General features: G+C 67.1%; 22 protein-coding genes. 12 read left to right on the top strand and 10 right to left on the bottom strand.

All coding sequences use genetic code 11. The features are described 5' to 3' along the window. From ACJH6H_RS11780 to ACJH6H_RS11760, 5 genes are all read left to right on the top strand, one after another. Entirely contained in the window at positions 1-777 is a 777-nt protein-coding gene (locus ACJH6H_RS11780; RefSeq protein WP_212811855.1) for a 1-acyl-sn-glycerol-3-phosphate acyltransferase, read from the top strand. 18 nt (positions 778-795) lie between these two features. Further along, positions 796-2364 carry a bifunctional 3-(3-hydroxy-phenyl)propionate/3-hydroxycinnamic acid hydroxylase gene (locus ACJH6H_RS11775; protein WP_406774905.1) on the top strand — a complete coding sequence of 523 codons (1569 nt, stop codon included), beginning with the start codon at positions 796-798 and terminating at the stop codon, positions 2362-2364. A 9-nt stretch (positions 2365-2373) separates the two neighbouring features. After that, positions 2374-5139, top strand: a complete 2766-nt coding sequence (locus tag ACJH6H_RS11770; RefSeq protein ID WP_212811857.1) for an MMPL family transporter — start codon at positions 2374-2376, stop codon at positions 5137-5139. Beyond that, entirely contained in the window at positions 5136-6731 is a 1596-nt protein-coding gene (locus ACJH6H_RS11765; protein WP_212811858.1) for a YhgE/Pip family protein, read from the top strand. The genes ACJH6H_RS11770 and ACJH6H_RS11765 overlap by 4 nt, the downstream gene beginning before the upstream one ends. 100 nt (positions 6732-6831) lie before the next feature. Next, positions 6832-8022, top strand: coding sequence for a cytochrome P450 (locus tag ACJH6H_RS11760; RefSeq protein ID WP_212811859.1), 1191 nt, complete (start codon positions 6832-6834; stop codon positions 8020-8022). A gap of 18 nt (positions 8023-8040) precedes the next feature. Here ACJH6H_RS11760 and dprA read toward each other — a convergent pair whose 3' ends face one another. The 4 genes from dprA to ACJH6H_RS11740 form a co-directional block, all read right to left on the bottom strand. Continuing rightward, on the bottom strand, positions 8041-9174 hold the full coding sequence (gene dprA / locus ACJH6H_RS11755) for a DNA-processing protein DprA (RefSeq protein WP_212811860.1): 1134 nt from the start codon (positions 9172-9174) through the stop codon (positions 8041-8043). After that, positions 9171-10679, bottom strand: a complete 1509-nt coding sequence (locus ACJH6H_RS11750; protein ID WP_212811861.1) for a YifB family Mg chelatase-like AAA ATPase — start codon at positions 10677-10679, stop codon at positions 9171-9173. The genes dprA and ACJH6H_RS11750 overlap by 4 nt, the downstream gene beginning before the upstream one ends. Continuing rightward, positions 10679-11035 carry a YraN family protein gene (locus tag ACJH6H_RS11745; RefSeq protein WP_064859396.1) on the bottom strand — a complete coding sequence of 119 codons (357 nt, stop codon included), beginning with the start codon at positions 11033-11035 and terminating at the stop codon, positions 10679-10681. The genes ACJH6H_RS11750 and ACJH6H_RS11745 overlap by 1 nt, the downstream gene beginning before the upstream one ends. A 146-nt stretch (positions 11036-11181) precedes the next feature. After that, positions 11182-11568: a MerR family transcriptional regulator gene (locus ACJH6H_RS11740; RefSeq protein WP_371824539.1), complete on the bottom strand. Its 387-nt coding sequence runs from the start codon at positions 11566-11568 to the stop codon at positions 11182-11184. Between the two features lie 85 nt (positions 11569-11653). Between ACJH6H_RS11740 and ACJH6H_RS11735 the strand changes: the two genes are divergently transcribed. From ACJH6H_RS11735 to ACJH6H_RS11725, 3 genes are all read left to right on the top strand, one after another. Continuing rightward, complete coding sequence (locus ACJH6H_RS11735) at positions 11654-12610, top strand: oxidoreductase (protein ID WP_212811862.1); 957 nt, start codon at positions 11654-11656, stop codon at positions 12608-12610. Positions 12611-12783: 173 nt separating this feature from the next. Next, positions 12784-12951: a hypothetical protein gene (locus ACJH6H_RS11730; protein WP_165605545.1), complete on the top strand. Its 168-nt coding sequence runs from the start codon at positions 12784-12786 to the stop codon at positions 12949-12951. A 105-nt stretch (positions 12952-13056) separates the two neighbouring features. Beyond that, the gene (locus ACJH6H_RS11725) at positions 13057-13824 is read left to right on the top strand and encodes a maleylpyruvate isomerase N-terminal domain-containing protein (RefSeq protein WP_212811863.1); all 768 of its coding nucleotides are present in this window, start codon (positions 13057-13059) and stop codon (positions 13822-13824) included. 1 nt (position 13825) lies between these two features. Here ACJH6H_RS11725 and ACJH6H_RS11720 read toward each other — a convergent pair whose 3' ends face one another. Genes ACJH6H_RS11720 through ACJH6H_RS11710 form a run of 3 tightly spaced genes read right to left on the bottom strand, consistent with a single transcriptional unit; the run spans position 13826 to position 17433 of the window. Further along, a complete protein-coding gene (locus ACJH6H_RS11720; RefSeq protein ID WP_212811864.1) occupies positions 13826-15388 on the bottom strand; it encodes an acetolactate synthase large subunit in 1563 nt (520 codons plus the stop codon). 45 nt (positions 15389-15433) lie between these two features. Further along, complete coding sequence (locus ACJH6H_RS11715; RefSeq protein WP_406774904.1) at positions 15434-16234, bottom strand: acyl-CoA thioesterase; 801 nt, start codon at positions 16232-16234, stop codon at positions 15434-15436. Next, positions 16231-17433, bottom strand: a complete 1203-nt coding sequence (locus tag ACJH6H_RS11710; RefSeq protein ID WP_406774903.1) for a CoA transferase — start codon at positions 17431-17433, stop codon at positions 16231-16233. Before ACJH6H_RS11710 ends, ACJH6H_RS11715 begins: the two co-directional genes overlap by 4 nt. 113 nt (positions 17434-17546) lie before the next feature. Here ACJH6H_RS11710 and ACJH6H_RS11705 point away from each other — a divergent pair, with 113 nt between their 5' ends. Continuing rightward, on the top strand, positions 17547-18386 hold the full coding sequence (locus ACJH6H_RS11705; protein ID WP_212811867.1) for an alpha/beta fold hydrolase: 840 nt from the start codon (positions 17547-17549) through the stop codon (positions 18384-18386). Positions 18387-18655: 269 nt separating this feature from the next. Then, the gene (locus tag ACJH6H_RS11700; protein ID WP_406774902.1) at positions 18656-20050 is read left to right on the top strand and encodes a WS/DGAT/MGAT family O-acyltransferase; all 1395 of its coding nucleotides are present in this window, start codon (positions 18656-18658) and stop codon (positions 20048-20050) included. Positions 20051-20148: 98 nt separating this feature from the next. On the opposite strand, the gene ACJH6H_RS11695 is transcribed toward ACJH6H_RS11700, so the two are convergent. Next, positions 20149-20733: a TetR/AcrR family transcriptional regulator gene (locus tag ACJH6H_RS11695; RefSeq protein WP_406774901.1), complete on the bottom strand. Its 585-nt coding sequence runs from the start codon at positions 20731-20733 to the stop codon at positions 20149-20151. Between the two features lie 115 nt (positions 20734-20848). Between ACJH6H_RS11695 and ACJH6H_RS11690 the strand changes: the two genes are divergently transcribed. Then, positions 20849-22006, top strand: coding sequence for a serine hydrolase domain-containing protein (locus tag ACJH6H_RS11690; protein WP_406774900.1), 1158 nt, complete (start codon positions 20849-20851; stop codon positions 22004-22006). 80 nt (positions 22007-22086) lie between these two features. On the opposite strand, the gene ACJH6H_RS11685 is transcribed toward ACJH6H_RS11690, so the two are convergent. Next, positions 22087-22887 carry a mycofactocin-coupled SDR family oxidoreductase gene (locus ACJH6H_RS11685; protein WP_212811869.1) on the bottom strand — a complete coding sequence of 267 codons (801 nt, stop codon included), beginning with the start codon at positions 22885-22887 and terminating at the stop codon, positions 22087-22089. Further along, positions 22887-24494 carry a flavin-containing monooxygenase gene (locus ACJH6H_RS11680; RefSeq protein WP_406774899.1) on the bottom strand — a complete coding sequence of 536 codons (1608 nt, stop codon included), beginning with the start codon at positions 24492-24494 and terminating at the stop codon, positions 22887-22889. The genes ACJH6H_RS11685 and ACJH6H_RS11680 overlap by 1 nt, the downstream gene beginning before the upstream one ends. A 618-nt stretch (positions 24495-25112) precedes the next feature. Between ACJH6H_RS11680 and ACJH6H_RS11675 the strand changes: the two genes are divergently transcribed. Continuing rightward, on the top strand, positions 25113-26294 hold the full coding sequence (locus ACJH6H_RS11675) for an acyl-CoA dehydrogenase family protein (protein WP_212811871.1): 1182 nt from the start codon (positions 25113-25115) through the stop codon (positions 26292-26294). Position 26295 lies beyond the last annotated feature (1 nt).

Below are 26295 nucleotides of genomic sequence, written 5' to 3'. Positions count from 1 at the left end.
ATGACCGACCCCTCCTCGACGGCATCCGCACTCAAATCCGCAATGTGCGTGGCGGTCCCGAACTATCTGCGGTGGTACCACCGCCACGAAATCCACATCGACGCCGAGATTCCCGAGCCGGCGTTGCTTGTCGCCAATCACGGCTTCGGCGGCCTGGCGGACCTCAACGTGCTGGCGATGATCGCCGTCCGCGAGAAAGCGGCACTCAAACGGCCGACCACCGCGCTCGTTCACCAGGTGGCGTGGACGGTCGGCGCGGGCCGCATCGCCGAGTTTCTCGACGGCCGGCCCGCAAGCCAGGAATCGGCAGACGCCGCCTTCGCCGCCGGGCACAACGTGCTGGTGTTCCCCGGCGGCGACGTCGATGCCGGGAAGTCCTGGCGGGACCGCAATCAGGTGCATTTCGATGAGCGCTGCGGGTTCGCCCGCCTGGCCATGACTCATGACGTCCCGGTGGTCCCCGTCGTGACGGCCGGCGCCGGTGACTCGTTGTTCGTCGTGTCCGACGGCCGAGGCCTCGCCCGACGATTGGGCCTGCACCGGCGTCTGCGCATGAAGACATTGCCCATCAGCGTCACCATTCCGTGGGGACTCAATATCGGCGTCGCCGGCATGCTCCCCTACGTCGCATTGCCGACCAAGCTGGTGACCGCGGTCCTGCCCCCGATGACCGCGAATCCCGGGGAAACCGCCGAGGACTTCGCGTCCCGAATCGAGGCCGCCATGCAGACGCGCCTCGACGCACTCGTCGCCAACCGCATGCCGATCATCGGCTGATTCGAGTCGAGGATCGAAATGCCTGACCCTGTAACGCAATCCGTGCCCGTTGTCGTCGTCGGAGCGGGACCGACCGGTGTCACTGCCGCGACGTTGCTCGCCGACCACGGCGTGCCGACGCTGGTTCTGGACCGCTGGGAATCGGTCTATCCCCAGCCCCGCGCGGTGCACCTCGATGACGAGATTCATCGCATTCTTGCCCGCCTCGGCGTGGCCGAAGAGTTCGCCACGATTTCCCGCCCAGCGCTCGGCTTACGGTTGCTCGACCAGAACCACCACACGCTGGCACAGTTCGACCGCGACCCCGCCCGCAGCCGGCATGGCTTCCCGCAAGCCAACATGTTCGACCAACCCGAACTGGAACAGCTGCTGCGTGCCAACCTGGCCACGCGACCAAATGTGCAGCTGCGCGGCAACTCCGAGGTCACCGGCATCACCCAACACGAACCGGGCCGCGTCCGGGTGACCTACTCCGACCGCGCCACCGGGACGGAGCACGTCGTCGAAACCAGCTACGTGCTGGGCTGCGACGGAGCCAACAGCATCGTGCGAGCCTCCATCGGTGCGGCCATGGACGACCTGCGGTTCGAGCAGCGCTGGCTGGTGGCCGACGTCGTCACCGAAGCCGAACTCGAGCAGTGGGATGGCGTGCACCAGGTCTGCGATCCCGTTCGGGCTGCGACGTACATGCGGATCGGCCCCAACCGCTACCGGTGGGAGTTTCGACTGCTGCCGCCGGAAACAGCCGCCGACTTCAGCACGATCGAGACCCTTCGGCCCTTGATCGCACCGTGGATCGGCGATGTCGCCGACGACGACCTCGACCTGGTGCGGGTCACCGAGTACACGTTTCGCGCACAGATCGCCGACAGATGGCGGGACCGCAACGTGTTCCTCCTCGGCGACGCCGCCCACCTCACGCCGCCCTTCATCGGGCAGGGCATGGGCGCGGGCCTGCGTGACGCGATGAACCTGGCGTGGAAAGTCGCCGGTGTGATCGACGGCGAACTACCCGAAGCACTGCTGACGACCTACGAGCAGGAGCGGAAACCCCACGCGCGCAGCATGATCGGCCTGGCATTGGCCATGGGGTGGGCAATGACGGCCGGTGGTCATGCGGGAAACTTGGTGCGGCGCACCGTCACACCCCGGCTCCGGTTGATACCCGGCCTGCGCGACAAGCTCACCCACGGCACGACCCCCCGGCTGCACGAGTCTGCGTTGGTCATCAAGAGCCGGAGACCCCGCCACCTTGCCGGCACCTTGTGCCCCAACCCGGTACTGGCCGACGGCCGGCGCCTGGACACGGTGTTGGGCAACGGCTTTGCACTCGTCACCACGACGCGTCCCCTGGCGTTCCAGCTCGCCGCGCTCGATGAGCACGGCATCGTCGTTCATGTCGCCGAGCCCGGGGGCGAACTGGAGCGGTGGCTGCGCCACGGACATGCGACCGCTGCCGTAGTCCGGCCAGATCGGACGGTCATGTGCGCGGGCCACGACGTGTCGAAACTCTGTGCCGCGATACCAGGTTTCACGTCATTCGCTCAGGCTCGCAACGCCCAGCCACCCATCCAGACCACCAGTTAGGCGATCGTCATGTCGTCCTTCCTCTACCAACTGGGCCACCTGCTGGTGCGCCGGCGCCGCTGGGTCATCGTGGCCTGGCTGCTCGCGCTCGCCGTCGCGGGCGGCCTGGCCGGCTTCAACAAGGGCACCGACGACACCTTCTCGGTGCCCGGCACCCAATCTCAGGACGCCCTGGACTACCTCGGGCGCGTGTTCCCCGAAACCAGCGGCTCCTCGGCCCAGCTGGTCATCGTCGCCCCGGCCGGCCAGGACGTCACTGCGCTGAGCGCCGCACCGACCGCGACTGCCGTCGACCAGCTCACCAAGCTGCACCAGGTCGCCTCGGTCATCAACCCGTTCGATCCCGCCCCGAAGACCGACACCCCGCCCGGCAGCCCACAACCCCGGATTCAGGCACCCATCTCGACCGACCATCGCGCCGCGATCCTCACCGCCCAACTGACGGTCGCACTCGCCGACGTCACGCCCGAGACCCGCGATCAGATCACCCATATCGGACAAGACCTGGCCACCGCGATCGGCCACGGCGTGAGCGTGCACGTCGGTGGGCCCGCCTTCAGCAATCCGGTCCCCAAACTCAGCCCCACCGAAGGGATCGGCCTACTCATCGCGCTGCTGGTGCTGCTGGTGGTGTTCGGGTCCCTGATCGCCGCCGGTATGCCGCTACTGACCGCGATCCTCGGTGTCGCGATCTCGGTGGCGCTGATTTACGCCGCCACCGCCGTCACTCCCGTGTCGTCGACCGCGCCGATGCTGGCGGTGATGCTGGGGCTGGCCGTCGGCATCGACTACGCACTGTTCCTGTTGTCGCGGCACCGCGACCAACTCACCGAAGGTCTCGACGTCGCGGAGTCGGTGGCCCGCGCCACCGCCACGGCCGGATCGGCCGTGATGTTCGCGGGTCTGACGGTAATCATCGCGCTGCTGGGCCTGTTCGTCGGCGGTATCCCGTTCCTGACCACGATGGGTCTGGCGGCCGCTTCCGCCGTGGCGATCGCCGTCGCGATCGCGGTCACTCTGATCCCCGCGCTGATGGCTCTCGCCGGCGAACGTCTGCGGCCCAAAACCAAACCGACGCAGGCAAAAACGGCCACCAAGACGCGACCCCGCCGTATCGAATGGAGCCGACTGTGGGTGCAGTTGGCCACCCGCAAGCCGTTGGTGACGGTCGTCGTCATCGTCGCCGGCCTGGCCGTGTGCGCGCTACCGGCGACTGAGCTGCGACTTGCTCTGCCCGACAACGGTTCCGAAGAACACGGCAGCCCCGCCCGCGACACGTACGATGTCATCGACGAATATTTCGGCCCCGGCTACAACGGCCCGCTCATCGTCACGGCCGACATCATCGCCAGCACCGACCCGATCGGTGTGGTCAACAGGATCGCCGAAGACATCGCGCACCTGCCCGGGGTGGCCAGTGTCCCGCTCGCCACCCCAAACCCCAAGGCGGACACCGGCATCATCCAAGTCGTACCCACCACAGCCCCGGACTCGGCGCAAACCGAGACCCTCGTGAACACGCTGCGCGCCCAGCGTGAGCATTTCAAGCAGGCCTATGGCATCGACACCGCCGTCACTGGCATCACCGCCGTCGGTGTCGACGTGTCGGCCCAACTGGGCGCCGCGCTGGTGCCGTTCGGCGTGCTGGTCGTCGGGCTGTCACTGGTCCTGCTCGCGATGGTGTTCCGCTCGGTCTGGGTGCCCGTCAAAGCCACCGCCGGATATCTGCTGTCAGTGGGTGCCGCCTTCGGGGCGACCTCCTTCGTCTTCCAACAGGGCCACTTGGCGAGCGCGCTCGGGGTGGACCGGGTCGGCAGTGTGGTCAGCTTCCTGCCGATCATCCTCATGGGTGTGCTGTTCGGCCTGGCCATGGACTACGAGGTGTTCCTGGTCTCGCGGATACGGGAAAGCTATGTGCACGAAGGCGATCCGCAGCAGGCGATCCAATCCGGATTCGTCTCCGCCTCGCGCGTCGTGACCGCCGCCGCTGTCATCATGTTCGCCGTGTTCGCCGCGTTCGTCCCCGAGGGCAGCGCCGTCATCAAACCGATCGCCTTCAGCCTCGCCGTCGGCGTCTTCGTCGATGCGTTCCTGGTCCGCATGACCCTGGTCCCGGCGGTGCTCGCACTGCTCGGCCGGCGCGCGTGGCACCTGCCCGGCGCCATCGACCGCCGCCTGCCCATCTTCGACGCCGAAGGCGACGGCCTCATGCACGAACTGCGGCTGGCGGACTGGCCCGAACCCGGTTGCGACGATGCCATCGATGCCGCCGGTCTGACGCGCACCGACGACCGCGGTTGCACCGTCTACGCCGACATCGATCTGGCCGTGCCGCGTGGTTCCGTCCTCGTGCTACACGGCCCCGGTCCGGCCGGAAAGACCGCGCTGCTGTACACCCTGGCGGGCCGTGTCGGCCGCATCGCCGGTGACCTCAAAGTACTGGGACACGTTCTGCCGCAACATATGCGGACGGTCCGCCGACAGGTCGCCGTGGTCACCTGCCACGACACCGCCGCGCCGGAAGCCGCGCTCGACGAGGCGCTCGCGAACGACGTCGAGCTGATTCTCATCGACGACGCCGACGTCGTCATCCGCACCACCTCGCGGGACCGGCTGCGCGAAGTCCTCGCTGACCGCCACAGCACATCCGGACGCCCTGTCACCTTCGTGGTGACCTGCCAGGACCTCGCCCGCATCGCCGACCTGTTGCCCGATGACACCGACGGCGTCCACACCGTGGACCTCAACCCTGCAACCGCCGGAGCGACAAAATGATCGCCTCTCTCACCAGCCTCACCCGCGACTCCGTAGCGCACGGAAAGCTCCTGTGGCGCACTTGGTTCGGTCTGCTGTTGCTACCGGTGCTCGTGATGGGCCTGTTCCTGTGGGCGTTCTGGGCGCCCGAATCCAACCACGGCGCCGCCAAGGCCGCCGTGGTCAACAACGACAAGCCCGTGACCGTCGATGGCCAGACCATCCCGCTGGGGCGGCAATTGGCCAGCAACCTCACCACGTCGAAGGCTGCCTTCACCTGGATCCTGACGGACGCCGCAGATGCTCGCGACGGTCTGGCACGCGGCGACTACGGCGCCGTCGTCACCATCCCGGAAGACTTCTCCGCCAAGGCGACATCATCGGCGAGCAGCAATCCGCTCGATGCGGGTCAAGCCGAAGTCCGGGTGCAGGCGTCCAATGCCACCGGTGTCGCGGACCCGCTGGTCACCAGCCAAATCGCCCAGGTGGTGCTGCGAACCCTCAATCAGCAGATCGTCCAGACCTACCTGGACCGGGTGTACATGTCCTTCGGCACCATCCACGACCAGCTCGACGCCGCAGCGGACGGCGCATCCCAATTGGCCGACGGGGCAGACAAACTGACGGCGGGCGCAGCACAGCTGTCGGCCGGAACCAGTGAGCTTTCTTCGGGACTCGATGCGGCCCAAGCCCAGGTAAACCAGGTACGGACGGCAGCTTCCGGCTTGCAGGATCAACTTCAGCTACCACCGCCTCCCCCACCGCCGGCAGCGATCACCGGCCGCGTCGACGCACTCACCGGGCAGATCGGCACCGCCATCAATGGCGTCCATCAACTCGATTCCGGTGCGCATCAGTTGGAGGGCGGTTTGCGGCAACTGTCCGGTGGCGCACACGAATTGGCGACCCAACTCGCGCAGGGCCGCGATCAGGTACCCCCCTACGACAAGGCACAGCGGGAACGCATGAGCAATGTCGCGGCCACGCCCGCCGTTGCGGTAACCGACGGCACCGATCTGGGCGCTGCCGTCGCCGCAGTAGCGGTAACCCTGGCGCTGTGGGCCGGCGCGCTCAGCATGTTCATCAGCGCCCCGCCGCTGCCGAACGCCGTTCTCACATCGCGGCAGTCCACGCGACGGATCGTGGCGAACGCGATCGCGCCAGGTGTCGCGATCGCGGTGGTGTCCGCGATCCTGTTGAGCCTCACACTCATACCGGTGCTCCATCTATCTGCGGGCAGGTGGTTCGGATTGCTCGGGGTGGCGATAATGACGGCATTGGCGTTCACGGCTCTCAACCAGGCCGCCACCGCCGCGTTCGGTCTGGCGGGCCGGTTCGTCTGCATCGCCGTGCTGGTTCTCGCGGTCGTCACCAGCCTGACCTCCACGATTCCCCCGACACTCCACAGCATCGGCGACGTACTGCCCACGCACGCAGCGATTCTCGCGCTGCGGGGAGTGATCATCGGGTCGAACACCACCATCGGCGGGGCGCTCGAACTCGCCGTCTGGATGATCGGCGCCGCGGTCGCAACCCTGTTTGTGACCGAGCGACGTCGCTCGCTCAACGGCCGACAGTTGCGCCTCGGCTACCACCCGTCGCCCGCGGTATGACAATGCCAATCTGCCGGTATCGCCCGGAGGAGAGAACAGTTCCTTCAGCGCGAGCAACAGCCACCAATCGTCCACTGCCGACGTCCTGAGAGGAACATCGATGCGACGCCCACCCGCCGGCCTGCCGATCTACGCGCCGGACATCTACGCTGTCGACGCCATCACCAACCCCTATCCCCACTACCAGAGGATGCGTGACCTCGGTCCGGTGGTATGGCTGGCGAAGCAGCGGGCATATGCGTTGCCGCGCTACACCGAGTGCAAATCGGTACTGCGCGACGACAAGACCTTTCTGTCGGGTCAGGGCGTGGCGCTCAACCCGATCACCAACCGGATGTCGCACGGCACCACACTCAACAGCGACGGCGTCGAGCACGAACAACGCCGCAAGCGCGTCGCGCACCGCATGCTGCCGCGCGCTCTGCGCGCCATCAGCGACACCGTCGACGACACGGCTCGCAGGGTCGTCGAGACAGCGCTCGGCAAGGGAGATGTCGACGGTGTCAACGACCTCGCGGCTGCGCTACCGCTGGCGGTCGTACCCGACCTCATCGGTTGGCCGCGTGATCAACGCGATCACCTGATTGCCTGGGCCGGAGCGACATTCGATGTACTCGGCCCGCTCAACTGGCAGGCGATCAAAGCGGTGCCCAACACCCTGCTCATGCTGCGCTTCGCCCGGCGCGTGGTTCGGGAGCGCAACGTCATCGAGGGCAGCATGGCGGATGAGCTACTCGCCGCGGCGGACGAAGGCCAACTGGCGCACGACGAATGCCCGCCGTTGCTCGTCGACTACATCGCCCCGTCGATCGATACCACCATGAGCGCGATCTCCAACGCGTTGTACCTCTTCGCCAGGCACCCCGACCAGTGGCGACTACTCAAGGATGAGCCCGGCCTCATGGCGAACGCCGTCAATGAGATCGTCCGCTACGAGCCACCGCTACGCGCCTTTGCGCGGTGCACGGCGCAGCAGACCGAAATCGCCGGATGGCCAATCCCCTCGGGCGCACGAGTCCTGGTGATCTATGCCTCCGCCAACCGCGACGAACGAGAGTGGGAGAACCCCGCGGTCTTCGACATCCGACGTGACGCCGGCCGCCACGTCGGTTTCGGGCAGGGAGCGCACGCCTGCGCCGGACAGGCCCTGGCCCGCTTGGAGACAACGGCGATGTTGCGGGCGCTGATCGAGCGCGTGGACCGGATAGAACTGACCGGCACGCCCAAATGGGCGATCAACAACATCATCCGCCGCCACGAACGGTTGCCGCTCAAGCTGATTGCCGCCTAGTCCCGGAGACCGAACAGCTCACCCCGCCCTCCTGATCCGCCACTGCCCATCCTGTTTCTCCACCAGCCCGCTGATCTCCAGCAGCGCCAACGGTCCGAGCACACGTTCGGGCGGCAGGGCCGCACCGACCGAGATCTGCTCGAGGCTGCGGAAACCCCGCGCCGGCAGCGCCTCGTACACCTGAAGCTGGTCCGGGGTCAGGCCATCCAGCGGTGTCTCCGGATGGTCGGGTTCGCCGGCGAGTTCGCCTATCCGCCCGATCAATTCGACGACCTGCTCCGCCCGGTCGACCAGAACGGCGTCGTTGCGAATGAGAACGTGGCATCCTGCCGAAGCGGCCGACGTCACCGGGCCGGGCACCGCACACACCTTGCGCCCCATCGCGGTCGCCCACGCCGCGGTGTTGGCCGCCCCGCTGCGCAAACCCGCCTCCACCACCACGGTGGCGCCGGATAGCGCCGCCGCCAAGCGGTTTCGGGTCAAGAACCGGTACCTGGTCGGCCGCTCCCCCGGCGGATACTCACTGAGCAGCAGCCCCGAGGTGGCCACCCGGTGCAGCAGCGCCGAATGCCCGGACGGGTACGGCACGTCGACACCCCCGGCGAGCACCGCCATGGTGACGCCGTCCGACGCCAGCGCGGCGCGGTGCGCTGCGCCGTCGATGCCATAGGCGCCCCCAGAAACCACCGCGGCGTCACGTTCGACGAGGCCCGCCGTGATCTCGGCAGCGACATGCTCGCCATACGACGTGCAGGCCCTGGTGCCGACGATCGCGGCGGCGCGTTCGGCGATGTCATCGAGGCGGGCCGGGCCGAGCGCCCACAACACCATGGGCGGATAACCCGATGGCCGCGCCCGCACCTCCTTATTCCCGAACGCGACGAACGACAGGTATGGCCACTCGTCATCGTCGGGAGTGATCAGCCGCCCACCCCGGCGATCGAGAATCTCCAAATCCCGGGCCGCACAATCGACCTCACGGCGGGCCGCGACACTGCCGGTGAGTTCCTTGTCCTCCTGACCACGGCGAATCATGTCCGCCGTCTCGACCGGGCCGCGATCGGCCACCAATGCCGTCAGCCGCGGGCACGGCGGTTCCACCACGCGCGACAGATACGCCCACGCTCGTCGTTCCAGATCGTCGTCACTCATCGGAGCTCTCCCTCTCGGAAACCCAAAGCCGTGCTGACGTCTTCGAGATTGGGTGAATCGCGGCCCGCCAGATCAGCCAGAGACCACGCGACACGCAAGGTGCGGTCAACGCCCCGGATACTCAACCGCCCGGAATCCAACGATTCTCGTAGCGGTTTCATCGCGTCCCGGCTCAGCCGGAATCTGCGGCGCAGCACGGGCCCAGGCACCTCGGCGTTGGTGCGGACGCCGACTTCCTGCCATCGCTCGGCGGCGGCCGCGCGGGCGGCGGCGACCCGGGCACGGACAGCACCGGTGGATTCGGCGGCATGGTCACCGAACGCCCCGGCGAGTACCGGATGCATGTCGACGCGCAGATCGACTCGGTCCATCAACGGCCCGGACAGCTTGCCCAGATATCGGCGCCGGTCGGCCGACGGGCATACGCAATCCCGCGGGTTCGGCGGCGCGCACGGGCAGGGATTGGCCGCGAGCACCAACTGAAACCGTGCCGGATAGCACGCCACGCCGTCACGACGGGCCAACCGAATCTTGCCTTCCTCCAACGGGGTTCGCAAGGCTTCGAGCACGCTGGTCCCGATCTCCGCGCACTCATCGAGGAACAAGACGCCACGATGCGACCGGCTGATGGCACCGGGGCGCGCCATCCCGGAGCCGCCGCCGACCAACGCCGAGACACTGGACGTGTGATGCGGCGCGACGAACGGCGGGCGGGTGATCAGCGGCGTATCACCGGTGAGCAGCCCCACCACCGAATGGATGGCGGTGACCTCCAGGGCCTCCTCCTCGGTCAGGTCCGGCAGCAGCCCCGGCAGCCGTTGGGCCAGCATCGTCTTGCCGATTCCTGGCGGCCCCGTGAGCATCAGGTGGTGCGCGCCCGCGGCGGCGATCTCCACTGCCCACCGCGCTTGCGTCTGCCCCACCACATCGGCGAGGTCGACGCCGTCGTCAGCGGCCGGCGCCGTCGTGTCGACCCGGCCGTCCAGCGCCGCCTTCCCGTTGAGCCACGCCTGCATCTGCCCGAGCGTGCGAACGCCCGACACCTCGATGCCGTCGACCAGGCTGGCCTCGGCCAGGTTCTCGGCGGGCACCACCACCGACGGCCAGCCCTCACGCTTGGCGGCCATGACGGCGGGCAGCACACCCTTGACCGGGCGCACCCGCCCGTCGAGCGCCAGTTCGCCCAGCAGGACGGTCTTCTCCAGCCGCTCCCAGTGTGTCTTCAGATGCGCCGACAGCACCGATGCGGCGATCGCCAGGTCGTACATCGACCCGCCTTTCGGCAGCGTGGCCGGCGACAGCCCGAGAGTGAGCCGCGACATCGGCCAGCTGTTGCCGCAGTTGGTGATCGCCGCCCGGACCCGGTCCCGCGACTCCTGCAGCGCCGCGTCGGGTAGGCCGACCAGATGCACCCCCGGCAGCCCCGAGGTGATGTCCGCTTCGATCTCCACCATGACGCCGTCGAGGCCGCGGATGGCCACCGAGTAGGCCCGTCCCAGCGCCATCAGCCGATACCTTTCAGATGCACCAGCTCCGGCTCCCGGCCGCCGAGACGTACACCGACCACGTCGATCCGCACATCGGGCCAGTGGGCGTTCTGCTCGGCCAGCCAAACACTGGCCAGCCGACGCAGGCGACGGGCCTTCTCGGGCGTCACCGCTTCCTCGATACCGCCGAACTCGGTCGTGGTGCGGGTCTTCACCTCGACGAAAACCACCGCACTGTGGTCCCTTTCGGTGGCGATGACGTCGAGCTCACCCCACCGGCAACGCCAGTTCCGGGCCAGGACCGTCATTCCGAGCGAGATCAGGTGATCGACCGCGAGTTGTTCACCGAGTGCTCCGATCTCGGCGCGGGTCATGCGTGGTGGTGTGTTCATGCCGTCACGGTGGCCGGAGCCACCGACAGATCACGGGACGAAGACCCCCGGATCCGGCGCCCGGAAGACAGTTATGCACAGTGCGCGATTCATCCACAGGACGGCCCGCGTGCTGACCGCCGGCGGCTTCAGCGCTGCGAAGCGGTGGGGTCCCACAGCCCGTGCGCCGAGGAATCTTCGACTTGCGTCTCGTAGATGGTCACCTTCATTTCGATGACGTCGAGGCAGTGCTGAAGGCTGGCGAGTTGCGCACGGACGTGGGCTTCATGTCGCCGTAGGAGCTCCAGGCGCTGGACTTCGTTACCTGGCCCTTGGCGTACCAGGGCGGCGAATTCGGCGAGCTGGGCAAGCGGCATTCCGGATTCGCGTAGTCGGACGCAGATCTCCAGCCAATCAATATCGGTTTGCGTGTAGCGGCGGCGGCCGGAGCTTGTTCGCGTGAGGTCACTGACGAGTAGGTTCTCGCGTTCATAGAACCTGAGGGTGTGGACACTCAGGCCGGTGCGTTCTGCCACTTGCCCGATCGTAAAAGTCTGTGTCATAAGAATATTCATCCCCAGAGGTTGACCTAGAGCGCACTCTAGATTCTAGCGTGGCGGCATGACTGCAACCACCACACAGCAACCGATCCTGTCTGGGTTTGGACATGAATCGACCAGCCAGGACGTCATGGCCGGCGTGGACCTCGCCGGCGCCGTCGCTGTCGTCACGGGCGGCTATTCAGGCCTGGGGTTGGAAACCACCACCCATCTGGTCCGGGCAGGAGCGCACGTCATTGTGCCGGCCCGTCGCGTGAACACCGCCGCTCGCGCCGTCGACCATCTCGGCGACGCCGTGACGGTGATCGACGCTGACCTTGCCGACCTCGATTCGGTGTCCAGGTGCGCGCAGCACATCCGCGATACATGGACTCAGATCGACCTGTTCATCGGTGCTGCCGGCATCATGGCCACTCCCCTGCGGCGGGTTGGTCAAGGCTGGGAGAGCCAGTTCGCCGTCAATCACCTCGGCCACTTCTCGTTGGTCGCGGAACTGTGGCCCGCGTTGGCGCGCGGAAGGGCCCGTGTGATTGCGTATTCGTCCGCCGGCCACCATATTTCGGATATCCGGTGGGATGATCCACATTTCACCACCGGCTATGACAAGTGGCAGGCCTACGGTCAGGCGAAAACGGCCAACATCCTGTTCGCATTGCACCTGGATTCACTCGCGGTGGGTACGGGCGTACGCGCGTTTTCTCTGCATCCGGGTTCCATCCTCACTCCATTGCAACGCCATCTCGAGTCGGCCGAAATGGTCGACCGCGGCTGGATCGACGAGCAGGGCAACGTCGCAGACCAAACGTTCAAGACCGTGTCCCAGGGCGCCGCAACCGGTCTTTGGGCGGCGACCAGCCCACAGCTGGCAGACCGGGGTGGTCTGTACCTCGAGGATTGCGACGTCGCAGGCCCGGCCGGCGCGGACGGTACCGGGCTGAAGTCCTACGCGATGGACCGCGACAAGGCAGCCGAACTGTGGGACCTCAGCGTGGCGCTGACGGGCCGTGACCTGAACTGACATCTGCCCTCGGCCGTCGTTGCGCAACCAGGCGACCATCGAGAGCGGTCCGAAAAGACTGATTACTGCCGAGGAACAATCAATTGCTGCCATCGCCCCATCTGCTGAAATACCGCCGGGCCCTGACCCGTTGAACCGAGCATCAAAGCTTCGGATACAAGGAGTTGGGGAAAATGAAGAAGCTCGGAATCGCCGCACTGGTGGCGAACGGACTGGCAGCAGCCGTCCTGGGTTTGGCCGCGCCGGCATCGGCGGACTACTCCCACCACGACTGGGTCAACGACATCCACCCGCGCGCCGAGGCGCCGCAGGTAGACAACAGCGTGCACCAGAGCCGCTGAGCGTCAGCAGGATTCGGGGCCCCTCACCGAGGGGCCCCGAATTTTTTTGCCCGCCGACCGTCAGTTCGGCGGGCACCGAAACACTTGCGGGGTACCGATGGACATATGGACACCGTCGACATCGACCGCTTTCCCGAGTTCGCGCAATTCGCCGCAGCCGTACAGCGGCGCAACCCCGAGACAGGCACCTGGTGTGAGGCCTGGACCGTGCGCGACATCGTCATCCATCAGACCGGCAACGCCGAAGAGCTCGCCCGGGTACTGGAGCGACACCTGGCCGGCGACCCCGTCGCGACCCGCGGTTTCGGGGAGCGCGAACGGCCGTACCGGGCGCTCAACGATGCCGACCTGTGGACGGCGTTCAACGACCGCATGACGCACCTCGGACGGGTCGCGGCTGCCGCGGAAGAGCTACCCGAGGACACCGATGTCGCGTGGACCGGCCGCACGATGAAGGTGCCCTGGTTCGCCGAGCACATGCGCGAGGAACTGGCACTGCACAGCTGGGACGTCACCGGAGACGACGCGCCCGCTCGCGCCCGGCTGGCGCAACCGTGGATGACCGACCACAGCGTCCACGCGGTAGGTGTGCCGTTGCTGCGGCGTGGCCGAGACATCCTGGCGCTGCACGGCAATGAGCGGGTGGAAGCACGAATCCGCGTGGCTGACGAGGACGATGTCGTGGTCACCGTCGACGCCGAGAACACGGCCATCACTCTGGCCCCGCCCGACGGAGCGGCGACCATCGAGACCGACGCGGCAACCCGCGTGCTGCTCCTGTGGGGACGCCGCCCGGCCGATCCCGGCCGGATCCGCAGCGCGGCAGGCCCACTCGAACTGGGCCGGTTGCGCACGCTGCTCAGCGGCTACTGAGCTACAGCAGCGCCGGCACCGCCGCGTCGATGAGGTACGGCCCCGGTGTGGCATAGCCCACGCGGAGCAGGTCGGCCAACTCCGCCGTGGTCGTCGCCTTGGCCGACGGCACGCCCATGGCCGCCGCCAGCGCCGCGAAATCCGTCGTCGGGCCCGAGAGGTCAAGCATCGCCGCGGCTTTCGGACCACTGGCCTCGGCCCCGACGCGCTGCAGCTCCATGCGCAGGATCGCGTAAGCGGCGTTGTTGAGGAGCACCGTCACCACATCGAGCTGCTCGTGCGCCATGGTCCACAACGCCGAAATCGTGTACATCGCACTGCCATCGGCCTGCAGACACAGCACCGGACGGTCCGGACACGCCACGGCGGCACCGACCGCACTCGGCAGGCCGAAGCCGATGGCCCCGCCGGTCAGAGTCAGCAGGTCGTGCCGCGGCGCGCTCATCGTCGCCTGCGGCAGCAGGAATCCGCTGGTGTTGGACTCGTCCACGATGATCGCGTCATCGGGCAGCGTCGCAGCCACCACCTCGACCCAGTTCTGCGTCGTCAGCGCCGAGTCCGACGGCAGCTCCGCCACTTTCAGCTCGGTCAGCACCGGCTCCGTACCCGGCGCCACCGCATCGGCCAGCTCTTCCAGACGTGCGACGACGTCGCCGCCCACGGTGTGGATCTGGCAGCCGCTGGGCACGAGATCACTCGCCTTGCCGGGGTACGCGAAGAACGACACCGGGGAGCGGGCGCCGGCCAGCACGAGGTGCTCGGTACCGGTCAGCTGGAACTGGGCAGCTTCGGCGAGATACGCCAGGCGTTCGAAGTTGGGCCGGCCGGCACCCCGTTCGAGCCGGGCCGGGAAGGTCTCGATCAACACCTTGGTCCCGGTGGCCGCGGCGATCCGGCTTGCGGCGCGAAGGCCGCGCTCCCGGCACGCGGCACTACCCAGCAACAGGACGGTGCCGGGGCCGAAGACCTCGGCACCGGCGTCGAGCAGCTGGTGCTCATCGGGGTCGACGCCCGCCTGGTAGTCGAACGTGGCAGGACCGACAGCCGGCTCCCCCACCGCGGGCTCGGCGCCCTCGGTCCACGAGACATCGGCCGGCAGGATCAGCGTGGCCACCTGTCCCTGCTGCGCGGCCTCGATCGCGGCCACCGCGTCGGTGGCGACGTCGGCCAGTTTCTCGCACCGCCGCACCCACCCCGATACCGTGCCGGCCATCGCATCGATATCGGATTCCAGTGGTGCGTCGTACTTCTTGTGGCCGAGCGCATGGTCGCCGACGACATTGACCACCGGCGAATAGGCCCGCCGTGCGTTGTGCAGGTTCGCGATGCCGTTGCCCAATCCCGGGCCCAGATGCAGGAGGGTGGCCGCCGGCTTCTCGGCCATGCGGGCATACCCATCCGCGGCTCCGGTGACCACGCCCTCGAAAAGGCAGAGCACACCACGCATCTCGGGCACCGAATCCAATGCCGCGACGAAGTGCATCTCGCTGGTTCCGGGGTTACCGAAGCAGACGTCGACGCCGGCGTCGACCAGCGTGCGGATCAGTGCCTGTGCGCCGTTCATCGTTCTCCTTCGCCGGGTTCCGTCGACAGCCTGCCGACGACGGTACTACCGGTCCGCGATCAGACCTTCCTGCACCAATGTCGCGACCCGGGTCCCGTCTGCCCCGACCAGACTCCCGGTGATCACACCGCGGCCTCGACCCGCGGCCGGCGATCGCGATTCCAGCAGATTCCAGCGGTCGGCCCGGATCGGGTGGTGGAACCAGATCGAGAAATCGGTGGTGCCGCTGCGGTGGGTGCGGGCCTGCATGGAATGCCCGTGGACCTGCAGCGCCGGGTCGATCCCGTAGAGGTCGGTGATGTAGCAGGCAATCATCATGTGCGGCAACTGTTCTGCCGGCATGGGCACCGTGGCCCGCCACCACATGCGGCGCACGAACTCGCCCGATGACCGGTCGTCGACGATCCGGATGTCGATCTCGTCCAGCGGCACCGCGGGCGCCGGCCCCGGCGGCCCGGTCAACGGCAGCAGCTCGGGATCCTCGGGCAGTGAACATGATTCATCGTGTTCCGGGCCGGCCAGGTCCACCGAGAAAGACACCGTCGCGACGGTCAGCAGCCGCCCAGCCTGGCAGGCCTCGACCCGCCGCGCCGCCGCCGTTCGTCCGTCGTACACCCGGACCACCGTGTAGTCCGTGGTCGCGCCGGCCTCGCCCCCACGCAGGTACTGCTGGTGCATGGCCGTCGGGCGCATCTCCGGATTCACGGTCTGACATGCGGCGGACAGACCCTGCGCCATCAGCAGGCCGCCGAAGGCCCGCTTGCCGTCCGGTCCGCCGGCCTTGCCCACCCAGGCGTCGTCCCCATCTCCGGGCGACACCCACAACAGACCGGGCAGCACCGTCATGCCACGGTCCCCGCCGCTTCGAGCCGGGCGACGTCGTCGGCGGTGAGCCCGAGCCGTTCGGTCAGCACGGCGGTGGTGTCGTCGCCGAGCGCCGGCGCGGGCCGCGCCGGCGGATACGCACCATCGATCCGCAGTGGCAGGCCCGGCGCCAGGTGGCGCCCGATACGAGGCTGGTCGAGTTCGGTGAACAGCGCGTTGTCGGTCACCTTGGGGCTCGCGGCGACCTCGCTGAAATCGCGGTAGCGCTCCCACAGGATCGACGTCGCACTCAGTGCTGCGGTGATCTGCTCGGCGGTGTGGCCGCAGAACCAGCCGGTGAACAGGCCGGTGAGTGCATCGCGGTGCAGGTAGCGCTGTCCCTCGTCGGCGAAGTCGGCGCCGAGCGATTCAGACAGCGCCGCAACAGCTTTCGTTGTGCCCGTGACCTCGACCAGGTCCCGGAAATGGCGTCCGGTCAGCGCGACGATCATGAAAGCGGCCCCGTCTGCACTGACGAACTGCTGCCCGTACTGCCCGAAGATCGAGTTGCCGATGCGTTCGCGGCTCACGCCGTTGACCATCACCTCGGTCAGGAAGCTGAGATTCCCGGCGGTCGCGAGGGCCACGTTCTCCAGCGGGATGCTGACCTGCTGGCCCTGGCCGCTGCCGTCGCGGTGGCGCAGCGCCGCCGTCACCGCCAGCGCCAGATAGAGGCCGCACGACACGTCCCAGGCTGCCAGCACGTGGTTCACCGGGGTCGGCAGCTCGGGCGGACCGGTGACGAGCGGAAAGCCCAGCCCGGCGTTGACGGTGTAGTCCACGGCCGTGCCGCCGTCGGCCCGGCCGGACACCTCGGCGTGGATCAGGTCGGGCCGCAGCGCGGAGAGGGTCTCGTACGAATGCCATTGCCGGCCCGCCACATTGGTGATGAAGACACCGGCGTCGACGATCAGCCGGGTGACCAGGTCCTGGCCTTCCGGTGAGCGCATGTCCACCGCGACGGATCGCTTGCCCTTGTTGAGGCCCGCCCAGTAGATGCTCTCGCCGCCGTCGGTCACCGGCCAGCGGTGGTAGTCGGCGGCGCCGCCGATGGGATCGATCCGGATGACCTCGGCACCCAGTTGCGTCAGCGTCATCCCCGCCAGGGGCACCGCGACGAAACTGGAGATTTCGACGATGCGCACGCCCGCCAGTGGACGCGCGGACTCTGGCACGGTCATCTGGACACCATAAAGGCCACCCGCAGCACAACCGGGCGCCCCCGGCCGCGGCGCGTCCCGCCGGACGGGAGGTGGTGGCGACCGCGTGACATCCGCACCGTAATTTGGAACGCATGACTGAGCTGAAGGAAGTCCAGACCGAGCGCGGAACGCTGCGTTATTACGACGAGGGCAGTGGGCCTGTAGTGCTGTTTCTGCACGGTTCCGGCCCGGGCGTGACGGGCTGGCGGAACTTCCGCGGCATCCTGCCGACGTTCGCGGCGCACTTCCGCTGCCTGATCCTCGAGTTCCCCGGCTTCGGCGTCAGCGACGACTTCGGTGGCCACCCGATGATCGACGCCCAGTCCGCGGTGGTGCCCTTCCTCGACGCACTCGGAATCGAGAAGGTGGACATCGTCGGCAACTCGATGGGCGGCGGCGTCGGCATCAACTTCGCCATCAACAACCCCGACCGCATCGGCAAGCTCGTCACCATCGGCGGTATCGGCACCAACATCTTCAGCCCCGGCCCGAGCGAGGGCATCCGGCTGCTGCAGGAGTTCACCGAGGACCCGACCCGGCAACGGCTGATCGACTGGCTCCACTCGATGGTCTACGACGAGAAGATCGTCACCGAGGAACTCATCGAAGAGCGCTTGAAGCTGGCCTCCGATCCCGAGACGCTCGAGTCGGCGCGCCGGATGTACGGCAAGGCCGCCTTCAAGATGATGATGAAGTTCATGCGGTCGGCCGACGCACCGCCGCAGCCCTGGGCCCAGATGCACAAGGTGAAGGCGCCGACGCTGTTGACGTGGGGCCGCGACGACCGCGTCAGCCCGCTGGACATGGCGCTCATCCCGATGCGCACCATCTCCAACGCCGAGCTGCACGTGTTCCCGAACTGCGGACACTGGGCGATGATCGAGGCCAAGGAGGCGTTCGAGAGCACGGTGCTGGGCTTCCTGCAGCGCTGATCGTCTTCACGGGCGGCCGCGTCCGCACACCGGTTCGATGGTGTGCGGTACGCGGCCGCTCGTCTGCATCGAGGCCACCGGAATATATTGCCCGGCTTACCAATTGACCGGCATGCAACATCGACCGCCACTGCCGGACCAGCGGGTCTCGTTGTGTCCCAACTTGATTGCCGACCCACGGCGCGCGGAGACAACCGTCACACGCCGAAATTCGTACCAATCCGCCGATTTCACGCGCCGCGCGCAGCACGCACCCTAGGATCAGGCCCATGAATCGCTTGTCCGGTGCCGACGCCACCTTCTGGTTCGCGGAGACCAACAGCTGGCATATGCATGTCGCCGCCTCGTCGATCTACGACCCCACCGACGCACCGGATTTCAGCTTCGAGTCGGTGAAGGCGCTCATCGCGGCGCGTTTGCCGGAGATGCCGCAATTGCGATGGCGGGTGACCGGCGCACCGCTCGGCCTCGACCGGCCGTGGTTCGTCGAAGACGAGGAACTCGACCTCGATTTCCACGTCCGCCACATCGCGGTCCCCGCACCCGGCGGCCGCCGCGAACTCGACCAGTTGGTGGGGCGGCTGATGTCCTACAAGCTGGACCGGTCCCGGCCGCTGTGGGAGCTCTGGTTCATCGAGGGCGTCGAGGGCGGCCGGGTCGCCGTGCTGATGAAGATGCACCACGCCATCATCGACGGCGTCTCGGGAGCCGGGCTCGGTGAGATTCTGCTCGATATCACGCCCACCCCGCGGCCGCCGGCGGCCGAGCCGAGCAGGTCACTGGTCGGCGTCAAGGCACCCGGGATCGAATTGCAGGCCCTGGGCGGCCTGATCAACATCGGCATCAAGACGCCCTATCGCGTCGTGCGTTTCCTCGAGCAGACGGTGCGCCAGCAGATTGCGGCGCTCGGCGTCGCCAACAAGCCGCCCGGCTACTTCGACGCACCGCACACGCGGTTCAACGGCCCGATCTCACCGCACCGGCGGGTCAGCAATTCCGGCGTGTCGCTGGAGCGCGTAAAGGCGGTCAAGGAAGCGTTCGGCGTGAAGGTGAACGACGTCGTGCTGGCGCTCGTCTCGAGTGCCATGCGCACGTATCTGGAGGACCGCGGCGAGCTGCCCGACAAGTCGCTCATCGCGCAGGTTCCGGTGTCCACCCGGACCGAGAGCTCCAGCGACCAGGTCGGCAATCAGGTGAGCGCGATGTCGGTGTCCCTGGCCTCCGACATCGTCGACCCCGCCGAACGCATCAAGGCCATCTACGCGAGCTCCCAGAGCGCCAAGGAGATGGCGAAAGCGCTTACCGCACACCAGATCATGGGCTTGACCGACACCACCCCACCCGGCCTGGTGGCCCTGGCCGCCCGGGCGTACACGGCGAGCAAGCTCGGCGGCACCCTCAAGCCGATGAACCTCGTCGTGTCCAACGTGCCCGGACCGCCCGTGCCGCTGTACATGGCCGGCGCCGTCCTCGAACAGATGATGCCGATGGGTCCCCTGGTGATGGACGTCGGGCTCAACGTCACCTGCTTCAGCTACCGCGACCGCAGCGATTTCGGCTTCGTCACCACTCCCGAGATGGCCAACGACATCGACGCCATGGCCGACGCCATCGAGCCGGCGCTAGTGGAGCTCGAGATCGCGGCCGGGCTCGTCGAGCCATGACCGCGCACCGTCATATGCCAGGCTGGGCACTTCGCGGGTGGGCATCCGAGTCAGTGGGCGAAGTCGACGAATTCATCCGCCGACGGTCCTGAGAAGTCCTATTCCGAGCGCCGGTCAATCATTTCGATCAGCGCCTCGATCGCGCGATCCACGCGACGTCGGTCACCCGTCAGCAGAAGATCGACCTGAAGACCACGCATCTGCGCCAGCACCAGGGTCGCAAGGGTGTCCGCCTCTTTGGGCGAACAGCCGGTCCGCACCAGCTGTGCCGCAATGATGTTGAGCCAATCATGGATGCTCGCCTGCGCCAGCTCAGCAACGCGGCCGCCCTCTCGGGTTGCCCGACCCACCACCTCGAAGAGAAGAACGAACTGCCGCTGCTCAGCCGGGTCGCAAAGCCGTTTCCACGTCGTGCGCAACAGCCGCGACGCCGTCTGGTCAGGATGCATCTGGTCATCACCGGACAGCTGATCGACGAAGTCCGCCCTGATCTTTGCGATGACCTGTAGCAGTAGGTCTTCCTTCGACACGAAGTGCCGCAGCAACGTGGCATGGGTGATCCCCAGGACGCGTGCCATGTCACGCAGTGACAGGTCAGTGATTCCGTTATCGAGCACGTACTCGGTGGCGGCGGCCAGTAGTTCAGGCCGCCGATGCTGGTAACGGAGCGTACGTCCGTCCACTCGACCTTCGCTCGCCTGCATTCCGGGCCCCACTTTCAGATAGGCGTACCAAGTGGTTGTACTAACCAGTTGGTACGCCTATATTAGGCGCACCGCCGCGACATGAGAGGTTGACATGGCCGACCACACTCCGTCCTCGTTCGTTGAACTGGGCTTGTTCACCGGAATTCCACAACACGAAAACTTTTCCCGGATCCCCGAACTGCTTCCCACCAGCAAGATGTCCCCCTCCTCGACCCCACACGACTGGCCCGTGGGCGATCCCCTCGAATTGCCGAAGTCGTACGCGCTCAACGGAGAATGCAAGTCGACAGAGGACTTCCTGGCGCAAACGGACACTGCCGCACTATTGGTTCTGCGCGACGGCGCCATCTCCCACGAGTGGTACGGGCTGACCGGCGGCCCGAACGTTCCGTGGATTTCGATGTCTGTGGCCAAGAGCGTCATCTCGGCACTTGTCGGCATAGCGGTCGAGGACAGGCACATTGCGGGTATCGATCGGCCCATCAGCGACTACATTCGCGTCGCCCCGGGCTCTGCGTATGACGGCGTCTCGATCAAGGATGTCCTCCAGATGTCTTCGGGTGCGCGGTGGAACGAGGACTACAACGACGCGGGGTCCGACATCTTCCGATTGGCGGCCGCGATGGGCGAAGGTGGAACGCTCGAGGAGTTCGTCGCAACCATGGCCCGTGACATCGAACCAGGACACGTCTGCCGCTACAACTCCGGCGATACGCAGGCTCTCGGAGCGCTACTCGTCGGTGCGACGGGCCGTTCCATCACCGACTATATGCAGGAGAAGCTCGTCGAGCCCTTGGGAATCAGCTCACCCGCGTACTGGTTGGTCGACTCGACCGGCATGGAGGTTGCATTCGGCGGCCTCGTCATGACTGCGCGCGACTACGCGAAATTCGGTGAGCTGTATCGCAATGGCGGCCGCTGGCGGGGTCAGCAATTGGTTCCTCAGTCATGGGTGGACGCGTCGCTGGCGGCTGATGCCGAACATCTTCTACCGGGGCGTCCGATCATCGGCAGCCATCCGCTCGACCTGGGTTACGGCTACCAATGGTGGCTGCCCGCCGTGGATTCGGGCGAGTTCAGCGCCATCGGCGTGTACAACCAGTTCATCTACGTCGACCCAGGCATGAAGACGGTGATCGTGAAACTGTCGGCGAACCGCAGGTACGGCACCAGCGACGACGAAATCACCAACCGCGAACTCGAGACGGTCGCCTTCCTCCGCACGCTGGTCGGTCAACCAGCCCGCTGAGCCGCATCGCGCGCCGGACCAGGAGTGGCCGATCATCGTTGCATCGCAGCAGAGTTCGTTTTCTGCACGTTCGAGGCGGGTCAGGCCTTCTGCGTCAGCCCGGCGTCGACGACCAGTTGCGTGCCGGTGATGTACCGGGCCTCATCGGACGCCAGGAACACCACCGCGTTGCTGATGTCCTCGGGCTCCACCCACGGCACCGGCAAGAGGTTGCGTGCGGCAAGGACTTCCGCGACGTCCTCGGCGGTCGGGTTCTCCAGATCGGGCCGGATGCGCTTGAAGGTCTCCGGGTTCAGCACCATCGGGGTGCCGACCGCGCCAGGGTGCACGGTGTTGACCCGAATCCGCTTGGGCCCCAGCTCGTTCGCCAGAGTGCGGGCCAGACCCACCACCGCATGCTTGGTGGACGTGTACCCCGCGGTGTTCGCGGTGCCGCGAAGTCCGTTGGTGGAACTGATGATCACCACGGATCCGCCGGCCGGGCCGAAATGCGGGATCGCGGCCTTGACGGTGTGCCACACCCCGGTCAGGTTGACGCCGATGACGCGCTGCCAGTCCTCGGCGGTCACTTCCCACGACGGCGCCGACGCCGAATGGATGCCGGCGTTGGCGACCACGACATCCAGCCGGCCGAACTCCCAGGCCCCTTCGTCGACCGCGGCCTGCACCTCGTCGAACGACGACACGTCGGCCACAGCCGTGAAACAGCGCTGACCGCGCTGCTTCACGGCGTCGGCGAGGTCGGCCAAATCGGCTGCCGCACCGGCGACGTCGAGAGCGATGATGTCGGCGCCCTCGTCGGCGAACCGCTCGCAGTGGGTCCGGCCGGTGCCGCGGGCGGCACCGGTGACGAGGGCGACCTTGTTCAGCAGCCCCGACATCAGCCGGCCTTGGTCAGTTCGAATCCCTTGTACCCCGCGGCCGCAACCTCGGCGCAGATGTCGTTGTAGGCGGCGAAGCCGCCGATGAACAACATGAAAACCCGTGGCTTACCGGGCACATTCGCGCCCATGTACCAGGAGTTCGCCTTCGGGAACAGCGTCTGGTCGGCGCGGCGCACCAGTTCGGCGCCCCATTCGTCGACCGCGTCCGTGGTGGCCTCGATGGCCGCATAGCCGTTCTTGCCGACATACTCGATCGCGTCGGCGATCCAGTTCACGTGCGCTTCGGCGTGCAGCACCATGTTGGCCAGCACGGCCGGCGCGCCGGGTCCGTTCACCAGGAACATGTTCGGGAAGCCGTCGACCCCCAGGCCCAGGTAGGTGCGCGGCCCGTCGACCCAGTTCTGCTTGAGCTTCTCACCACCGCGGCCGGTGATGTCGATACGCCCCAGCGCGCCGGTGAGCGCGTCGAACCCGGTGGCGAAGATGATGGCGTCCAGGTCGAACCGGGCCTCGGTGGTCGTGATGCCGGTGGCGTCGATCTGCTCGATCGGCGTCTTCTTCACGCTGACCAGCTTCACGTGCGGCTGGTTGAACGTCTGGAAGTAGTTGGTATCGGTGCAGATTCGCTTGGCGCCGATCGGGTGGTCGTTCGGGATCAGCATGTCGGCGACCTCGGGGTCGTCGATCACCGCGCGGACCTTCTCGTCGTAGAACTTCTTGGCCTCGGCGTTGGCCACCGGGTCGACCATCTGGTCCAGGAAGGTCTTGCTGAACAGCACACCGCCCAGCTGCCAACGCTTTTCGAACTCGGCGCGGCGCTCCTCCGCCGACAGCTCCATGGTGCGCTTGGGGTGCGCCATGTGCGGCGAACCGCCGCCGCTGCGCCACGACAGCGCGCGGCGCTCGTCGTAGTTGGCCTTGACCTCGGCTTCGCGTTCGGGCGTCAGCGGCTCGTTACCGGCCGGCACGGAGAAGTTCGGAGTGCGTTGGAAGACAACGAGTTCGGCAGCTTGAGCGGCCACGATCGGCGTGGTCTGGATGCCCGACGAACCGGTGCCGATGAGGCCGACGCGCTTGCCGGTGAAGTCGACGCCCTCGTGCGGCCAGTTCGCGGTGTGGTAGGTCTCGCCGGCGAAGGTCTCGACGCCCGGGATGTTCGGCAGCAGCGGATCGGACAGCGCGCCGGTGGCCATGACGCAGAACTGCGCGTCCACCGTCTCACCGGTGTCGGTGGTGACGGTCCAGCGCAGCGTCTCTTCGTTCAAGGTCGCCGACACCACGCGGGTGTTGAGCCGGATATCGCGGCGCAGATCGAACCGGTCGGCGACATGGTTGATGTACGTGAGGATTTCGGCCTGGGTGGCGTACTTCTCGGTCCAGGTCCACTCCTGCTGCAGATCCTTGTCGAACGAGTAGCAGTAGTCGATGCTCTCCACGTCGCACCGGGCACCGGGGTACCGGTTGTAGAACCACGTGCCGCCCACGTCCGAGGCCGCCTCGAACACCACGACCGAATGGCCTTCCGACCGCAGCTTGTGCAGTGCGTAAAGACCGGCGAACCCGGCACCCACTACTACGACGTCAACCTGTTCTGCGCTGCTCATAGTGCGAAGTTAGCCGTCCGCCGCACAACCCAGTACGAGGCGTCCCGGTGAACGGACGACCCGATATTCAGGGCACAGTCAAGTCGGATTGCGCCGGACCGCCGGGCACGATCGTGGCGCCCGATGCAACCGTTCCGGAGCCTGGCCCCCACTCGCCGTGCCCGTACGGGCCGGGCCCCAGACAGTCCGGATCCACACCGTGGGGTCCCCAACATCCGGGCGGCTCCGCGACCAGCGACTGCAACCCGCCCGGCGCGCCTGCAATCTGGGCCACAGGAATGGCCACGGTGCCGGCGAACACCAGTGTGGCGGCGACGAAGATGCTCGGTCCGACCACTTGCTTCCAATGACATGTCCGTCCGTACATCGCGCTGCCTCGGCTCTGTGTGTCGTCAACCTTCGCGCTCGATGATCCGCTGTCTCCGGCCGGCCAGGTAGAGCCCATCGGTCCGCCGGCAAGAGCCTTAGGTCCCGTCCTGCGGCAACGCAGGAGTGTGATGGGACAACCAGATCCACGTCGCTGCAGGATTTTCGCCCGCTGACCGGGAAGCGCCTCCCGGTGCGCTGCGGGTGCGGTAAACCATTGATTAGCCCATCACAGGAGTTAGGAAAACGACCATGACCCAGCGGGTTATCGACAGACTCGGTGACATCGCCGACCAGCTTCGCGAACAAGCCTGGGAGGCAGAGAAGTTGGGCCAGCTGCCCGACGAGACCGTGAAGCTGATGAAGGCGGCCGGCAACATCAAGCTGCTGCAGCCCAAGGAATATGACGGCCTGGAGGTGCACCCCCGCGAGTTCGCCGAGACCGTGATGGCGACCGCCGCGCTGGACCCGGCCGCCGGCTGGATCAACGGTGTCGTCGGTGTGCACCCGTACCAACTCGCTTATGCCGACCCGAAGGTCGCCGCCGAGATCTGGGGATCGGACACCGACACCTGGGTCGCCTCGCCGTACGCGCCGCAGGGCGTGGCCCGGCCTGTCGATGGTGGCTACATCTTCAACGGCCGCTGGCAGTTCAGCTCGGGCACCGACCACTGTGAGTGGATTTTCCTGGGCGCCATGCTCGGTGACGCCGAGGGCAAGCCCGTCATGCCGCCGCAGATGCTGCACATGATCCTGCCCCGCAGCGACTACGAGATCGTCCAGGACTCCTGGAACGTGGTGGGCCTGCGCGGCACCGGCTCCAAGGACGTGATCGTCAAGGACGCCTTCGTCCCCACCTACCGCACCATGGACGCCACCAAGGTGATGGACGGCCGGGCGCAGATCGAGGCCGGCATGACCTCGCCGCTGTACCTGATGCCGTGGTCGACCATGTTCCCGCTCGGCATCTCGTCGGCCGTGATCGGCATCGCCGAAGGCGCCCTGGCCGCCGCGCTCGACTACCAGCGCGAGCGCGTCAACTCCAGTGGCGTGGCCATCAAGGACGACCCGTACGTCATGTACGCCATCGGTGAGGCCGCCGCCGACATCAACGCCGCCCGCCAGGAGCTGCTGGCCAACGTCGACCGGATCTACGACATGGTCGCCGCCGGCAAGGAGGTGTCCTTCGAGGACCGCGCCGCCGGCCGGCGCACCCAGATCCGGTCGGTGTGGCGCGCGGTGTCCGCGGTCGACGAGATCTTCGCCCGCTGCGGCGGCAACGCGACCCGCATGGACAAGCCGCTGCAGCGCTACTGGCGTGACGCACACGTCGGCCAGGCCCACGCCATCCACGTCCCCGGCACCACCTACCACGCGTCGGCACTCAGCAGCCTGGGTGTGGATCCGCAGGGCCCGCTGCGAGGCATGATCTGAC

It is taken from the genome of Mycobacterium sp. SMC-21 (assembly GCF_045310825.1).
Lineage (GTDB): Bacteria > Actinomycetota > Actinomycetes > Mycobacteriales > Mycobacteriaceae > Mycobacterium.
This window is presented reverse-complemented; position numbering and strand designations above follow the sequence as displayed.

What these genes read in the sequence shown, in the direction of transcription:
- ACJH6H_RS11780 (WP_212811855.1), top strand. Translation starts at nt 1, where the DNA reads ATGACCGACCCCTCCTCGACGGCATCCGCACTCAAATCCGCAATGTGC.
- ACJH6H_RS11775 (WP_406774905.1), top strand. Translation starts at nt 796, where the DNA reads ATGCCTGACCCTGTAACGCAATCCGTGCCCGTTGTCGTCGTCGGAGCG.
- ACJH6H_RS11770 (WP_212811857.1), top strand. Translation starts at nt 2,374, where the DNA reads ATGTCGTCCTTCCTCTACCAACTGGGCCACCTGCTGGTGCGCCGGCGC.
- ACJH6H_RS11765 (WP_212811858.1), top strand. Translation starts at nt 5,136, where the DNA reads ATGATCGCCTCTCTCACCAGCCTCACCCGCGACTCCGTAGCGCACGGA.
- ACJH6H_RS11760 (WP_212811859.1), top strand. Translation starts at nt 6,832, where the DNA reads ATGCGACGCCCACCCGCCGGCCTGCCGATCTACGCGCCGGACATCTAC.
- dprA (WP_212811860.1), bottom strand. Translation starts at nt 9,174, where the DNA reads ATGAGTGACGACGATCTGGAACGACGAGCGTGGGCGTATCTGTCGCGC.
- ACJH6H_RS11750 (WP_212811861.1), bottom strand. Translation starts at nt 10,679, where the DNA reads ATGGCGCTGGGACGGGCCTACTCGGTGGCCATCCGCGGCCTCGACGGC.
- ACJH6H_RS11745 (WP_064859396.1), bottom strand. Translation starts at nt 11,035, where the DNA reads ATGACCCGCGCCGAGATCGGAGCACTCGGTGAACAACTCGCGGTCGAT.
- ACJH6H_RS11735 (WP_212811862.1), top strand. Translation starts at nt 11,654, where the DNA reads ATGACTGCAACCACCACACAGCAACCGATCCTGTCTGGGTTTGGACAT.
- ACJH6H_RS11730 (WP_165605545.1), top strand. Translation starts at nt 12,784, where the DNA reads ATGAAGAAGCTCGGAATCGCCGCACTGGTGGCGAACGGACTGGCAGCA.
- ACJH6H_RS11725 (WP_212811863.1), top strand. Translation starts at nt 13,057, where the DNA reads ATGGACACCGTCGACATCGACCGCTTTCCCGAGTTCGCGCAATTCGCC.
- ACJH6H_RS11720 (WP_212811864.1), bottom strand. Translation starts at nt 15,388, where the DNA reads ATGAACGGCGCACAGGCACTGATCCGCACGCTGGTCGACGCCGGCGTC.
- ACJH6H_RS11715 (WP_406774904.1), bottom strand. Translation starts at nt 16,234, where the DNA reads ATGACGGTGCTGCCCGGTCTGTTGTGGGTGTCGCCCGGAGATGGGGAC.
- ACJH6H_RS11710 (WP_406774903.1), bottom strand. Translation starts at nt 17,433, where the DNA reads ATGACCGTGCCAGAGTCCGCGCGTCCACTGGCGGGCGTGCGCATCGTC.
- ACJH6H_RS11705 (WP_212811867.1), top strand. Translation starts at nt 17,547, where the DNA reads ATGACTGAGCTGAAGGAAGTCCAGACCGAGCGCGGAACGCTGCGTTAT.
- ACJH6H_RS11700 (WP_406774902.1), top strand. Translation starts at nt 18,656, where the DNA reads ATGAATCGCTTGTCCGGTGCCGACGCCACCTTCTGGTTCGCGGAGACC.
- ACJH6H_RS11690 (WP_406774900.1), top strand. Translation starts at nt 20,849, where the DNA reads ATGGCCGACCACACTCCGTCCTCGTTCGTTGAACTGGGCTTGTTCACC.
- ACJH6H_RS11685 (WP_212811869.1), bottom strand. Translation starts at nt 22,887, where the DNA reads ATGTCGGGGCTGCTGAACAAGGTCGCCCTCGTCACCGGTGCCGCCCGC.
- ACJH6H_RS11680 (WP_406774899.1), bottom strand. Translation starts at nt 24,494, where the DNA reads ATGAGCAGCGCAGAACAGGTTGACGTCGTAGTAGTGGGTGCCGGGTTC.
- ACJH6H_RS11675 (WP_212811871.1), top strand. Translation starts at nt 25,113, where the DNA reads ATGACCCAGCGGGTTATCGACAGACTCGGTGACATCGCCGACCAGCTT.